Raw genomic sequence first — 14,288 nt, 5'->3', positions numbered from 1 at the left:
CTGTCATGTCGCGCCGCGTGGCTTCGCCGTGCGACGCGTCTCGGCCCGCGGGCCGGGTTCGATCGACGGCCCTAGCGGCCGTCCACTGCTTCCACGGCCGCCGCCGCGCGTTCGCCGCCGACGACCGTCATCCTGGCGCCGCGCCACACGACGTGCGTGCCGAACGCGGCCGCGAGCCACTCGAGCGCGAGCAGCGTGTCGCGCACCGCGACGAGCGGCAGGTCGCGCCAGAACGCACGCCAGCCGTCCTCGCCGCGTGCGTGCAGCACGAGCCGGCCGAATGCGCCGACCGCGGCCGCGCCGCCCGCCAGCGTGCCGGCGACACTGCCGTCGAGGCGCCATGCGAGCGCCGCGCCGATCGCGAGCCACGGCACGGTGAACGTAATGAACAGGAACGCGAAGCCGGCCGGGTTCAGCGAACGGATCGTGCGCAGCCAGCGCGTCTCGCGGTGCCACAGCGGCCCGAACGACGGTTCGATCACGTCGGTCGCGACCTCGACCTCGGACAGCACGGTGCGCCGCCCGAGGCGGCGCGGCAGCTCGGCCAGCCAGAAATCGTCGGCCAGTTCGTCCTTCAGCGCGAAGAGACCGCCGATCCGGTCGAGCGTGTCGCGCGTGAGCGCGAGCGTCGCGCCGAAGCCGAAGCGGCTCGAGCGGCCGAGGTGCGTGATCCGCACCGACGGCGCGAACCAGGCGTCGACGAACTGCGCGCCGATCCGCGTCCAGAAGCCGCCGACGCTGCGCGCATGATACAGGCACGTGACGACCCCGACCGACGCGTCCGCGAGCGGCGCCGTCACGCGCTCCAGATAGTCGGGCTTCACCGCGATGTCGCTGTCCGCGATCACGATGCGGCCGTATTTCGCACGTTCGGCGAGATTGATCAGGTTGCTGACCTTCAGGTTCTTGCCATGCACGCGCGCGTCGATCACGAGCGAGATGTCGCACGCCGGATGGTCGGCGCGCAGCCGCTCGACGACCGCGATAGCCGGATCGGCCGACGATGCGACGCCGAACAGCACCTCATAGCGAGGATGGCGCTGCTCGCAGAAAGTCGCGAGGTTTTCGTACAGGTGCGGCTCCGCGCCGCACAGCGGCTTGAGCACGCTGACCGGCTCGAAGCCGTCGCGCACCGCCGTGCGCGGCGTGCGCGGCCGCGGCGCGAAGGCCGCGACGAGCGCATAGCCGGCCGCGGCCAGCGTGAAGACGATCAGGAGCCAGTCGAGCAGCGTGGCGGTGGGCGTCATGCGCAACGCCTCCCGGCGACTTCGGCGCCATGGCGAACGCTTGAGCGTGATTGAGCGTGATGCGGTATTCCGACAGCGACGAACGCGGGCACGACCCGACTCCTTGTTCCAGCAGCGTCTGTAATGGGGAAGGCACGACCCGTTGTTCGGGTGCGGCCATGCCCGGCTTCGCGTGGCGTATCCCCGCGCAGCACCCGGACGGCATGCGGGAAGACTCGAATGGCTCCATTGGCACAACATGGACAGGCGCCGGATTTTAGCAGTCCGCAGCCCCCCGCGCGCGGCGCTACGAGAAACGGACTGGTGCGATTCCGGCAAAGCTGAGCGGTCGACGAACCGGATCGGCTCGGCCACGTTCACATTAGCGTAAGCACTTTGCAGGCGTATTGCAGTCTTTAAAATCAAACGTTTCGTGCAAATTTGTATGTCGATGCGGTTTCACTTCCAATCGCCGTAAAGATTGGTAATTAATCAGCGATTAGATTGATTTTTGCAACGATCGTCGCAAGCAACCCTGCACCCCTGTAAGGCGCATGGGTATCCGCGCGCGGCCAGCACGTTCCGGAACCCTTTGGCAAAATCGTTGGCGTCTGTTGCGTCAGCGCATCACCACGCCACCCCGTTTCGAAGGTCTTCCGATGACACCGTTTTCCGTACTCGATCTCGCCCCCATTCCGGCCGGCGCCGACGCCTCGCAGGCGTTCCGCAACACCGTCGATCTCGCGCAGCACGCGGAACGCTGGGGCTACCGGCGCTACTGGCTGGCCGAGCATCACAACATGCCGGGGATCGCGAGTGCGGCCACCGCCGTCGTGATCGGCCACGTCGCGGGCGCGACGCGGACGATCCGGGTCGGCTCGGGCGGCATCATGCTGCCGAACCACGCGCCGCTCGTGATCGCCGAACAGTTCGGCACGCTCGCGTCGCTGTATCCGGGGCGCATCGATCTCGGCCTGGGCCGCGCGCCCGGCACCGACCAGACCACGTCGCGCGCGCTGCGCCGCGACCTGATCGGCAGTGCGGACTCGTTTCCGGACGACGTCGCGGAGCTGCAGCGCTATTTCGCGGAGCCGGTACCCGGCCAGCGCGTGCGGGCGGTACCCGGCGCGGGGCTCGACGTCCCGGTGTGGCTGCTCGGTTCGAGCCTGTTCAGCGCGCAGCTCGCGGCGATGCTCGGGCTGCCGTTCGCGTTCGCGTCGCACTTCGCGCCGGATTATCTGATGCGGGCGCTCGAGATCTACCGCGCGCAGTACCGGCCGTCGGCCGCGTGGCCGAAGCCGCATGCGATGGTCGGCGTCAACGTGTTCGCGGCCGAGACCGACGACGAGGCGCGGCGCCTGTTCACGTCGCTGCAGCAGCAGTTCATCAACCTGCGGCGCGGCACGCCGGGCAAGCTGCCGCCGCCCGTCGACGTGCTCGAGGCGAACGAGCTCGAACTCGCGACCGTCGCGCATTCGCTGTCGTTCGCGGCGGTCGGCTCGCGCGACACGGTGCGCGACAAGCTGCGCGAGCGCATCGCGCTGACGGGCGCCGACGAGCTGATCATCACCGCGCAGATCTACGATCACGCCGCGCGGCTGCGCTCGTTCGAACTGGCCGCGCAGATCCGCGACGAGCTCGCGAACGAAGCGCGCTGACGGCACGCTCGCGCGCCGCCGGCCGCCTGTCCCGCATCACTGCGGGCGCACGGCCTCCAGCCCGTCGAGCAGCGCCTTGTGGAACGCGTCCGGGTCCTGGATCTGCGGCGCGTGTCCGAGCGCCGGGAATTCGACGAGTTGCGCGCCCGGAATCGCGGCCTGCGTGCGCTTCGCGAGCTCCGGATAGCGGCCGAGCTTCGCGTGCACGTCGGGCGGCGCGACGTCCTTGCCGATCGCGGTCGTGTCCTTGTCGCCGATCATCAGCAGCGTCGGCACGCGGATCGCACCGAATTCGTAGACCACCGGCTGCGTGAGGATCATGTCGTAGATCAGCGCGGAGTTCCACGCGACCGCGTCGCGGCCGGCGCCGCGATACATGCCGGCGAGCATCTGCACCCAGCGCTCGTACGACGGCGACCACTTGCCTGCGTAGTACGTACCCTGCTCGTAGCGGCGGATACCGTCGGCCGTGGTCTTCTGTTCGCGCGCGTACCAGTAGTCGACCGACAGCGGCGGCACGCCGAGCGCCTTCCAGTCCTCAAGGCCGATCGGGTTCACGAGCACGAGCTGGTCGGTCGCTTTCGGATACATCAGCGCGTAGCGGATCGCGAGCATCCCGCCCGTCGAGTGGCCCATGATCGTCGCCGACTTCACGCCGACCGATTCGAGCAGCGCGTGCGTGTTGCGCGCGAGTTGCTGGAAGCTGTACTGGTAGCGCTCGGGCTTCGACGACTTGCAGAAGCCGATCTGGTCCGGCGCGATCACGCGATAGCCGGCGCGGCTCAGCACGCCGATCGTGTCCTCCCAGGTCGCCGCGCAGAAGTTCTTGCCGTGCAGCAGCACGACGGTGCGGCCGTTCGGATGCGCGGGCTGCACGTCGAGGTACGCCATCTCGAGGGTTTCGCGCTGCGACACGAACGCGTACTCGTGCACGGGCGCCGGATACACGAACCCTTCCAGGCGCGGGCCGTACGCGGGCCCGTCGTTGGCGGCGGGCGTCGCGGCAACGGCCGCCACGGGCAGCGCGCACGCGGCGGCGGCACTCGCGCCGAGCACGGCGGCGCGCGCGACGGACAACATCTTGCAAATCGAAAGCATGGCGATCACGGTGATTGGAGACGCGCGCGGGCAGCCGGTTGCGGCCGGACGGTCTCGCGCCCCCGCGATTCTACGCGGTCGCGTGACGACGGCGCGCAACACTCCGGGGCCGCGCGACTTCCGCGCGTATGACGAACTCGGGTATCGTGTGACGTGACCCTGAAACGCGTGCAGGCGAATTCCCATGAAAAACGTCCTCAGCATTCAGTCGCACGTCATCTACGGCCATGCCGGCAACAGTGCGGCCGTGTTCCCGATGCAGCGTCTCGGCATCAACGTCTGGCCGCTCAATACCGTCCAGTTGTCGAATCACATGCAGTACGGCCACTGGGCCGGCAGCGCGATCGATGCCGCGAAGATGGAACAGCTCGTCGACGGCGTCGCGGCCATCGGCGCGCTCAAGCGTTGCGACGCGGTGCTGTCCGGCTTCCTCGGCTCGCCGCCGCAGGCGCGCGCGGCGGTCGAGATCGTGCGCTCGGTGAAGGCGATGAATCCGAACGCGTGGTACTTCTGCGATCCGGCGATGGGCCAGACGGGCGGCATCCGGCCCGAGCCCGGTGTCGAGGAATTCATCGTGCAGGAAATGCCCGCGCTCGCGGACGGCATGTCGCCGAACCATACCGAACTGCAGAAGCTCGCCGGCCGGCGCATCGAGACCGTCGCCGAAGCCGTCGACGCGTGCCGCGCGCTGATCCGCCGCGGCCCGCAGATCATCCTCGTCAAGCACCTGCACGACCGCAACAGTCCGGCCGACCGTTTCAACATGCTCGCCGTCACCGAAACCGAAGCGTGGATCGGCCAGCGGCCGCTGTATGCGTTTCCGCGCCATCCGGTCGGCGTCGGCGACCTGACCAGCGCGATCTTCGTCGCGTGCCGGCTGCGCGGCGATTCGGTGCGCGCCGCGTTCGAACACACGCTCGCGGCCGTGCACGCGGTCGTGAAGGCCACCTACGACGCACGCCGTTACGAACTCGAACTCGTCGCCGCGCAGGACGAGATCGCCCGCCCGAGCGAATGGTTCGGCGCGTGGGTGACCGACGCCTGACGCGCCGGCACTGCGTTGCGCTGCTCCGCCGCACCGCTTTCCTGCTTTCCTGCTTTCCCCTTTACACCACGACCGCTGGCGATGCCTATCCCGATGCCGGTTCGCTGTCCGTGCAAACGTTTCCGGACTTCACATGAATGACACCGATTCCTCGCTATGCTCGCGGCGGCACGAACCGGCGCAGCCGCATCCTGCGACCCGGCGCGCGCCCTTCCCGCAGGTCCCGCCAATCGGCTTCCCCTTTACCGCACGATAACGACCATGACCCGATCGAACCGTCGTGACTTCCTGCGCGTCGCCGCCGGCACTGCCGGCGCCGCCGCGCTGAACCTGTTTCCGCCCGTGATCCGCGATGCGCTCGCGATTCCCGCGAACCGCCGTACCGGCACGATCCGCGACATCGAACACATCGTGATCCTGATGCAGGAGAACCGCTCGTTCGACCACTACTTCGGCACGATGCGCGGTGTCCGAGGCTTCGGCGATCCGCGCCCGCTGCGCCTCGCGAACGGCAAGTCGGTGTTCCATCAGCCGGTCGGCCCGGCCGAGCTGCTGCCGTTCCACCCGGGCGCGGACAAGCTCGGCCTGCAGTTCCTGCAGGACCTGCCGCACGGCTGGCAGGACATGCACGCCGCGTGGAACAAGGGCCGCTACGACCAGTGGGTGCCGAACAAGGGCACCACGACGATGGCGTACCTGAAGCGCGACGACATCCCGTTCCACTACCAGCTCGCCGATGCGTTCACGATCTGCGACGCGTACCACTGCGCGATCCCGAGCTCGACCGACCCGAACCGCTACTACATGTGGACGGGCTACGTCGGCAACGACGGCACGGGCGGCGGCCCGGTGCTCGGCAACGAGGAAAAAGGCTACGGCTGGACGACCTATCCGGAAGTGCTCGAACAGGCCGGCGTGTCGTGGAAGATCTACCAGGACGTCGGCACGGGACTCGACGCGAACGGCTCGTGGGGCTGGACGCAGAACCCGTACATCGGCAACTACGGCGACAACTCGCTGCTCTACTTCAACCAGTACCGCACCGCGCTGCCCGGCACGCCGCTGTACGACAAGGCCCGCACCGGCACCAACATCAGCGCCGGCGGCACGCTGTTCGACGTGCTGCAGCAGGACGTGAAGAACGGCACGCTGCCGCAGGTGTCGTGGATCTGCGCGCCGGAAGCGTATTCCGAGCACCCGAACTGGCCCGCGAACTACGGCGCGTGGTACATCGAGCAGGTGCTGAAGGCGCTCGTGTCGAATCCCGACGTGTGGAGCAAGACCGCGCTCTTCATCACGTACGACGAAAACGACGGCTTCTTCGACCACGTGCCGCCGCCGTTCGCGCCGCAGTCGCGCGCCAACGGGCTGTCGACGGTCGCGACGACCAACGAGGTGTTCGCCGGCGACGCGTCGCACATGGCCGGCCCGTACGGGCTCGGGCCGCGCGTGCCGATGCTCGTCGTGTCGCCGTGGACCAAGGGCGGCTGGGTCTGCTCGCAGACCTTCGATCACACGTCGCTGCTGCAATTCATCGAGGCGCGGTTCGGCGCGCAGTATCCGGTCACGGCCGCCACCGTGTCGCCGTGGCGCCGCGCGGTGTGCGGCGACCTGACCGCCGCATTCGACTTCGCGACGGCCGACGCCGGCTGGCCGACGCTGCCCGACACGAGCGGCTACGCGCCGCCCGACCGCGTGCGCCATCCCGACTACATCCCGGTGCCGCCGGTGCTGCAGAAGCTGCCGAAACAGGAAGCCGGGCTGCGTCCGGCGCGCGCGCTGCCGTACGAACTGTTCGTGCACGGCCGCGTCGAAGCCGCGAACGGCCAGTTCCGGCTGACCTTCGCGAACACGGGCCGCGCGGGCGCCGCGTTCCAGGTCCAGTCGCGCAACCGCGTCGACGGCCCGTGGGCGTACACGGTCGAAGCCGGCAAACGCGTCGCCGATACCTGGAGCGCCGCCGCGTCGCTCGGCCTGTACGACCTCGACGTGTACGGCCCGAACGGCTTCTACTGCCATTTCCGCGGCCCGTTCGCGACCGGCGTCGGCAGCGCGAACGTGAACCCCGAGGTGATCTACGGCTACGACGTCGCGAACGGCAACATCACGCTGCGCCTGATGAACCGCGGCCACAAGGCCGTGCGGCTCAAGGTCACGAACGCGTACGGCCACGGTCACGCGCGCACGTTCGACCTCGCGCCGGGCGCGCACGTCGACGATTACTGGGATCTGCGCGGCAGCCACGGCTGGTACGACCTGACCGTCAGCGACGGCCGGCTGCTCGGCTTCCTGCGTCGCTTCGCCGGTCACGTCGAAACCGGCCGCCCGAGCACCAGCGACCCGCTGATCCGCACGACCGCGTCGCATGACGACGCCGAAGCCGCGTCGGACGCCCTGTCCGACTGACGTCGCCCCATGCGCGGCGCGGCCCCCGGCGGGCCGCGCCGCGTCCTTGCCCCGCGCCGCTCTCCCTCCTTCCCGCCCGTGGCGTTCGCGACGGGAAACTCCCGATACCGGCCACCCGCGCACGCGCGGAAGCTATGCGCAAATCCGCATCGAATGCGCGGCAAATTTCCAAGACCCGCGCATATCGGCGACCTATATATCGAAGCAATCGGGGCTCTTCGCGGAGCCTGACGGGAGATGTTTCCGAGGATCACGATGCCGACCTCCCCGCCCGATCCCGAGAAGCGGTCGAACCGCCCGCCCGTCGCACGCGCCCGGCTCGCCCTGGCGCGCGCGGTACCTACTCGCAGGTGTCGAACAAGAGGAACAACATGAAATTCCGTCATTCCCTGCTGTCGGTGTCGATTGCATCCGCGCTTGCCCTCCTCTCGCAACAGGCCGCCCAGGCTGCCGACGCAACCGACGTGAAGGTCGGCTTCGCCGCGCCGCTCACGGGCGTGAACGCCGGCTACGGCAAGGACCTGCAAAACGGCGTCCAGCTCGCGCTCGACGATGCGGTCGCACAGAAGGTGCAGATCGCCGGCAAGCCGGCCCGCTTCAATCTCGTCGTGCAGGACGACCAGGCCGACCCGCGCATCGGCGTGCAGGCCGCGCAGGCGCTGGTCGACCAGAACGTGTCGGTCGTGGTCGGTCACTTCAACTCGGGGACGACGATCCCGGCGTCGGTGGTCTACGACAAGGCCGGCATTCCGGTGATCGACCCGGCCGCGACCAACCCGACGCTCACGTCGCGCGGGCTCGCGAACATGTTCATGGTGATCGCGACCGACGGCCAGAACGCCGGCAACGCGGGCAAGTACGCGGTCGACGTGACGAAGGCGAAGCGCATCGCGATCATCGACGACCGCACCGCGTTCGGCCAGGGCGAGGCCGACGAATTCGAGAAGGCCGTGAAGGCCGCCGGCGGCAACCTCATCGGGCGCGAGTTCACCAGCAACCAGGCGGTCGATTTCCGCGCGCAGATCACGAGCCTGAAGGCCAAGAATCCCGACCTGATCTTCTTCGGCGGCCTCGATTCGCTCGCGGCGAACTTCATCAAGCAGATGCGCCAGCTCGGGCTGAACGCGCAGTTCGTCGGCGGCGGCGGCGTGAAGGACAACGAGTTCATCAAGATCGCGGGCCCGGCCGCGGAAGGCGCGATGGCGTGGGAATACGGCCGGCCGCTCGACGAGCTGCCGCAGGGGAAGGATTTCGAGGCGCGCTTCAAGAAGCGCTTCGGCGTCGACGTGCTGTCGTATGCGCAGTTCGGCTATGACGCGGCGTGGGCGGCGATCAAGGCGATGCAGGCGGCCGGCTCGACCGACCCGAAGGCCTATCGCCCGGCGCTGAAGAAGATCGATTTCGAAGGCGTGACCGGCCGCATCTCGTTCGCGAACGACGGCTCGCTGAAGAGCGGGATGTCGACGCTGTACCAGGTGAAGAACGGCGCGTGGAAGACGATCGTGACGAAGGGAGGCTGATCGGCGAGGCAGGCGGACGGCCGGCGGCGGGAGCGCCGCCTGGCCGGGAGATCGCGGCGGTCATACCGATCTCATACGACGACTGATGTTAAAGCAATCCAGGTAGGCCCGCCGTGTCGCGGGCCCTGTCACGCAACGTCAGCCCGCCTCGGCCTCGGCCGCCTCGTGCGCGCGGCGCAGCCGCTCGCGGCTGTTGGTGAGGTGCGTGCGCATCGCGGCGCGGGCGGCTTCCGGGTCGTGGCGCGCGATCGCCTCGTAGATGTCTTCGTGCTCGTGGTTCAGCCGGCCGACGTAGCGCTCGAGATCGTCGCCGGCGAAGCGCGCGGAATTCACGCGGGTGCGCGGGATGATCGACGTGCCGAGCTGCGTCATGATGTCGACGAAATAGCGGTTGCCGGTGGATTGCGCGATCTGCAGGTGGAACTGGAAGTCGAGCTGCGCGGTGTCGCGGCCGCCGCCCGCGCCCGTCGCGATCGCGTCGAGCGCGCGCCGCAGCGCGGCGAGATCGGTATCGTTCGCGCGCTGCGCGGCCAGGCTCGCGCACTCGCTTTCGAGGCTGATGCGCAACTCCAGCACCGCGAGCACGTCGCGCAGCGTCGTGATCGTCGCGGGATCGATGCCGAGCGTCTGGCGGCGCGACGGCTCCAGCACGAAGCTGCCGATGCCGTGGCGCGTCTCGATGAGGCCGCTCGCCTGCATCCGCGAGATCGCCTCGCGCACGACCGTACGGCTCACGCCCTGCGCCGCCATGACTTCGGTTTCGGTCGGCAGCTTGTCGCCGGGACGCAGCGTGCCGTTTTCGATCTGCGCGGTCAGCGCGTCGACGACATCTTGTGCGAGGCTGCGTGCGCGACGGCGCGGCGCTGCGGGAAGCGTAGGCACGGACATGTGGCCGGTTCCTTTTTGAATGATCGTAATGTGAGCCGAGGGTTTACGCGGGGTTTGAGCGAAAGCCGATGATTCATTATACTGCGTCACAAGTCATCCGACGACTGATGATCGGCGCACGGATCTCCTGTCGACCCAGGTCGGCTGTACAGCACCGCCCGGTCCCGTGCGCGACGATCGACCTGCGTTCGCGTTCTGCGCTCCGCTGGCCCGGTTGTCGCTCCCACCCCGTTTCGGGTTGCGTCGACATGCGGGGCTTGCGCGCCACGCACGTCGGTTGTCGAATGATCGCACCTCCCGCCGCGCGCGGCAAAGCTTTTGCCGCACGGCATCGCCCACTCTTTCGCCATCGCCGCCCATGAACGCCGTCACTGCCTCGCCCTCCCCCGACACGCCGCGCATCGTCGACCTGCAAGCGATTCCGGTCGCCGGCCACGACAGCATGCTGCTCAACCTGAGCGGGGCGCACGGCCCGTTCTTCACCCGCAACCTCGTGATCCTGAAGGACAGCGCGGGTCGCACGGGCGTCGGCGAAGTGCCGGGCGGCGAAAGCATCCGCCGCACGCTCGACGACGCGCGGGCGCTCGTCGTCGGCCAGCCGGTCGGCAATTATCATGCGGTGCTCAACGACGTGCGGCGCACCTTCGCCGACCGCGACGCGAGCGGCCGCGGGCTGCAGACCTTCGACCTGCGCACGACGATCCACGCGGTCACCGCGCTCGAGGCCGCGCTGCTCGACCTGCTCGGCCAGCATCTCGGCGTGCCGGTCGCCGCACTGCTCGGCGAAGGCCAGCAGCGCGAGCGGGTCGAAATGCTCGGCTACCTGTTCTACGTCGGCGATCGCACGAAGACCGCGCTCCCGTATCGCGACGGCCGCGGCGCGACCGACGACTGGACGCGCGTGCGCGACGAAGCCGCGCTGACGCCCGAAGCCGTCGTACGGCTCGCCGAGGCCGCGCATGCGCGCTACGGCTTCAACGACTTCAAGCTGAAGGGCGGCGTATTCGCGGGCGCCAGCGAGATCGAAGCCGTGACGGCGCTCGCCGAGCGCTTCCCCGACGCGCGCGTGACGCTCGATCCGAACGGCGCATGGTCGCTCGACGAGGCCGTGCGGCTGTGCCGGGATCAGCATCACGTGCTCGCGTATGCGGAAGATCCGTGCGGTGCGGAGAACGGTTACTCGGGCCGCGAAGTGATGGCCGAATTCCGCCGCGCGACGGGGCTGCCGACGGCGACCAACATGATCGCGACCGACTGGCGGCAGATGGGCCATGCGGTGCAGTTGCACGCCGTCGACATCCCGCTCGCCGATCCGCACTTCTGGACGATGCAGGGCTCGGTGCGGGTCGCGCAGATGTGCCGCGACTGGGGCCTCACGTGGGGTTCGCATTCGAACAACCACTTCGACGTGTCGCTCGCGATGTTCACGCACGTCGCGGCCGCGGCGCCGGGCCAGGTCACCGCGATCGACACGCACTGGATCTGGCAGGACGGCGAACGGCTGACGCGCGAGCCGCTGAAGATCGAGAACGGGCTGGTGGAAGTGCCGAAGCGGCCGGGGCTCGGGATCGACATCGACATGGATGCGGTCGCGCTCGCGCACGAGCTGTACAAGCAGCACGGCCTCGGCGCCCGCGACGACGCGGCGGCGATGCAGTATCTGATCCCGGGCTGGACGTTCAACAACAAGCGCCCCTGCCTCGTGCGCTGAGCGCGGACCGACCGGGCGGCGACGTCGCCCGGTCACATCTGGCCGGGCGCCCTAGCCGCGCGCCCCTTAACCGGGCGCCCCTAGCCGGGCGCCCCTATTCCCCGCGCCATCCCCGACGCGGCGAACACGATGACGATCACCAGCACCGCCTGCCAGTGGCCGATCCGCACGTAGGTGCGCGCACGGCCGATATCGGGCAGTTGCTGCCGCCGCGCGGCGATACGCCAGCGGATCATGGCAGCCAGCAACCAACGGACGATCATCCCGCCTCCTTGTCGCCCGCGCCCCGTGCGCGAGCCGTGTCAGACGATCTGCTTGAGCGCCGCGTCGAGCGCGAGCACCGCGACGCGGTCGCCCTCGGTCGCGAGCGGCGTGCGCATCACGATCTGCCGGTTGTGGCCGACAGCCGCCGGCGAATCCCACAGCAGTTCCACCTTCGGGCGATTGAACAGGCTGCCGCGACGCGGCGGCACGACCGCCGGCTGCGCGCCCTGCTCGCCCGCGGCGGGCGTCGCGGCGCGACCGGGCCAGCGCACCGACAGTTCGCGCGCATCGTACTGGCCGACCTTGCGGCTTTCCATCCAGACGATCGCGGTGCGCGTCAGCACGTCGAGCGAGATCGCATACCGGCCGATCGCGAAGCGGCGTGCGGCCACGTTGGTCCGCCACAGCGGCCGCGGACGGCAGATCCATACGATCGCCGCGTACAGCGCTGGCGCGGCGACGAGCCAGCCGTTGGTTGCCGTCACCGCATGCAGCGCGCGGCGCCAGCCGGCCGCCCACGTGAACGCGCCGATCGACCATACGGCGAACAGGAAACCGATCAGCGCGAACACGCGCAGCGCCTGGCGCAGCCACTGCGGCAGCGGATGGAACGGCCGCTCGGCCCGGGCGGCGGCGCCCGGCAGCGCGAGCAGCAGGAAGATCAGGATGAGGTAGATGAATGCCCACGGCGACGACACCATCGCCGACAGCGACGCGCGATAGCCCATCTGGGACATCGAGAACAGCCAGCGCGCGAGCAGCACGAGACCGATCGCGCGCAACGCGAAGATCACGCCGGCGCCGGGGGCCGGCGCTGCGCGCGTGGTTTTCGTTCTCGCCAAGACTGCTCTCCTCTGGATATTCGTACCGGCCGGATTTCACGGCACGGCCATTATAGGGACATTACCGTCTGGACAGACGGCCGGATGGCGTGCCGGGCCGCTTCGAAGGCCGTTCGCGGCGCCGGGCGCGGCGAGAATACAACAGATCCGCGCCGCAGATGTGACAACGCCCCGCCGGAAAACCCGGACGGGGCGTCGTGACGGCCGCGCGCCGCAGTATGGCGGCGGCCCGCGATCAGCTCGCGTTGACTTCGCGGAGCACCGTGCGGCGCTTCTGGCGCAGCAGTTCCTCGTAGCCCTTCACGTAGTTCTGCGCCATCACCTTCGACGAGAAACGGGCTTCGAACGCGGCGCGCACCTTCTCGCGCGGCAGCGTATCGAGGCGCTTGAGCGCGGCGACGGCCGACAGTTCGTCTTCGACGACGAAGCCCGACACGCCGTTGTCGATCACTTCCGGCACCGAGCCGCGCTTGAACGCGATCACCGGCGTGCCGCAGGCCATCGCCTCGATCATCACCAGGCCGAAGGGCTCTGGCCAGTCGATCGGGAACAGCAGCGCATGCGCGTTGCCGAGGAATTCGGTCTTTTCCGACTCGCTGATTTCGCCGATGTACTCGACGTGCGGCAGCGCGAACAGCGGCTTGATCTTCTCTTCGTAGTACGCGCGGTCAGCCTTGTCGAGCTTCGCGGCGATCTTGATCGGCAGGCCGGCCTGCTCGGCGATGCGGATCGCCGTGTCGACGCGCTTCTCCGGCGAGATACGGCCGAGGAACGCGAGGTAGCTCGGCTTCACGTTCGGGATCGGCGTCAGCAGGTTTTCCGGCAGGCCGTGGTACACGGTCGACAGCCAGTTCGCCTGCGGAAGCGGGATGCGCTGGTTGTCGGAGATCGACACGACCGGCACGTCGCTGAATGCGTTGAAGATCGGCTGCAGTTCCGGCAGGTCGAGACGGCCGTGCATCGTCGTCAGATGCGGGACCGGCTGGCGCGAGAACAGCGAGAACGGGTAGTAGTCGATGTGGCAGTGCAGGACGTCGAACTCTTCCGCGCGGCGGCGCACCTGCTCGAGGAGCAGCATGTGCGGGGCCATCACGTCGCGGATCGTCGGGTCGAGGCGCAGCGCCTGCGGCCAGCACGCTTCGAGTTTCGCGGAAGTCTGCGAATCGCCGCTCGCGAAGAGCGTGACGTCATGCCCCATCTCGACAAGTGCTTCGGTGAGGTAGGACACCACTCGCTCGGTACCGCCGTACAGTTTCGGGGGCACCGCTTCATGCAACGGAGCGATTTGGGCGATTCGCATGCGTAACTCCTAAAAAATCGGCAAAAAACCAGGTATGGGTCGGCAACCTGCCGGCGGTCCGGGCTGGATGCAGGTCGTCCGAAAGTCGGACGAATCAGCCTGCCGGGGGCGTCGAACCCGCGCTGCTCAAGGAGCGTCGGCGACGCGACAGGCATAGAACGTTTGAAACGAAGACCCGTTGACAGGGGTTCGTAAAAAAACCTGGAATCGAACCCGGAGCCGATTATCTAGGGTTAATCCCGATACGGCGCACAACATTTCAAACACTTTACTTTGTTACAAAGGTGCAACACTTTGCAACCCGCGGACTCGGGTGTCCGTTCTAGAGTG

Annotated in this window: 10 protein-coding genes and 1 pseudogene; 5 read left to right on the top strand and 6 right to left on the bottom strand. The window is 68.4% G+C overall.

Annotated features, from left to right (window positions below):
- Positions 1-71 precede the first annotated feature (71 nt).
- Positions 72-1,247 carry a bacteriohopanetetrol glucosamine biosynthesis glycosyltransferase HpnI gene (hpnI, locus tag KU887_RS05895; protein ID WP_048989486.1) on the bottom strand — a complete coding sequence of 392 codons (1,176 nt, stop codon included), beginning with the start codon at positions 1,245-1,247 and terminating at the stop codon, positions 72-74.
- A 638-nt stretch (positions 1,248-1,885) separates the two neighbouring features.
- Between hpnI and KU887_RS05890 the strand changes: the two genes are divergently transcribed.
- Positions 1,886-2,884, top strand: a complete 999-nt coding sequence (locus KU887_RS05890) for an LLM class flavin-dependent oxidoreductase (RefSeq protein WP_006492947.1) — start codon at positions 1,886-1,888, stop codon at positions 2,882-2,884.
- Between the two features lie 36 nt (positions 2,885-2,920).
- On the opposite strand, the gene KU887_RS05885 is transcribed toward KU887_RS05890, so the two are convergent.
- On the bottom strand, positions 2,921-3,982 hold the full coding sequence (locus KU887_RS05885) for an alpha/beta fold hydrolase (protein ID WP_043205793.1): 1,062 nt from the start codon (positions 3,980-3,982) through the stop codon (positions 2,921-2,923).
- Between the two features lie 184 nt (positions 3,983-4,166).
- On the opposite strand from KU887_RS05885, the gene pdxY reads away from it, so the two are divergent.
- The 3 genes from pdxY (at position 4,167) to KU887_RS05870 (ending at position 8,953) form a co-directional block, all read left to right on the top strand.
- Positions 4,167-5,027, top strand: a complete 861-nt coding sequence (gene pdxY, locus KU887_RS05880; protein ID WP_006484315.1) for a pyridoxal kinase PdxY — start codon at positions 4,167-4,169, stop codon at positions 5,025-5,027.
- Between the two features lie 261 nt (positions 5,028-5,288).
- Positions 5,289-7,433 carry a phosphocholine-specific phospholipase C gene (locus KU887_RS05875; protein ID WP_258255188.1) on the top strand — a complete coding sequence of 715 codons (2,145 nt, stop codon included), beginning with the start codon at positions 5,289-5,291 and terminating at the stop codon, positions 7,431-7,433.
- 371 nt (positions 7,434-7,804) lie between these two features.
- Positions 7,805-8,953, top strand: coding sequence for a branched-chain amino acid ABC transporter substrate-binding protein (locus KU887_RS05870; RefSeq protein ID WP_006497706.1), 1,149 nt, complete (start codon positions 7,805-7,807; stop codon positions 8,951-8,953).
- A gap of 138 nt (positions 8,954-9,091) precedes the next feature.
- Here KU887_RS05870 and KU887_RS05865 read toward each other — a convergent pair whose 3' ends face one another.
- Entirely contained in the window at positions 9,092-9,841 is a 750-nt protein-coding gene (locus tag KU887_RS05865) for a FadR/GntR family transcriptional regulator (protein ID WP_006484310.1), read from the bottom strand.
- 358 nt (positions 9,842-10,199) lie between these two features.
- Between KU887_RS05865 and gudD the strand changes: the two genes are divergently transcribed.
- Positions 10,200-11,552, top strand: coding sequence for a glucarate dehydratase (gene gudD / locus KU887_RS05860; RefSeq protein WP_006484312.1), 1,353 nt, complete (start codon positions 10,200-10,202; stop codon positions 11,550-11,552).
- Between the two features lie 80 nt (positions 11,553-11,632).
- On the opposite strand, the pseudogene KU887_RS05855 reads toward gudD, so the two are convergent.
- From KU887_RS05855 to KU887_RS05845, 3 genes and pseudogenes are all read right to left on the bottom strand, one after another.
- A pseudogene (locus tag KU887_RS05855) lies at positions 11,633-11,797 on the bottom strand (DUF2214 family protein); the annotation flags it as partial.
- A gap of 57 nt (positions 11,798-11,854) precedes the next feature.
- Positions 11,855-12,658, bottom strand: a complete 804-nt coding sequence (locus KU887_RS05850; RefSeq protein WP_060213575.1) for a hypothetical protein — start codon at positions 12,656-12,658, stop codon at positions 11,855-11,857.
- A gap of 235 nt (positions 12,659-12,893) precedes the next feature.
- Positions 12,894-13,958: a glycosyltransferase family 4 protein gene (locus KU887_RS05845; RefSeq protein ID WP_006476459.1), complete on the bottom strand. Its 1,065-nt coding sequence runs from the start codon at positions 13,956-13,958 to the stop codon at positions 12,894-12,896.
- Positions 13,959-14,288: the final 330 nt, after the last annotated feature.

Source organism: Burkholderia sp. EMB26, assembly GCF_024730645.1.
Taxonomy (GTDB): domain Bacteria; phylum Pseudomonadota; class Gammaproteobacteria; order Burkholderiales; family Burkholderiaceae; genus Burkholderia; species Burkholderia cenocepacia.
This window is presented reverse-complemented; position numbering and strand designations above follow the sequence as displayed.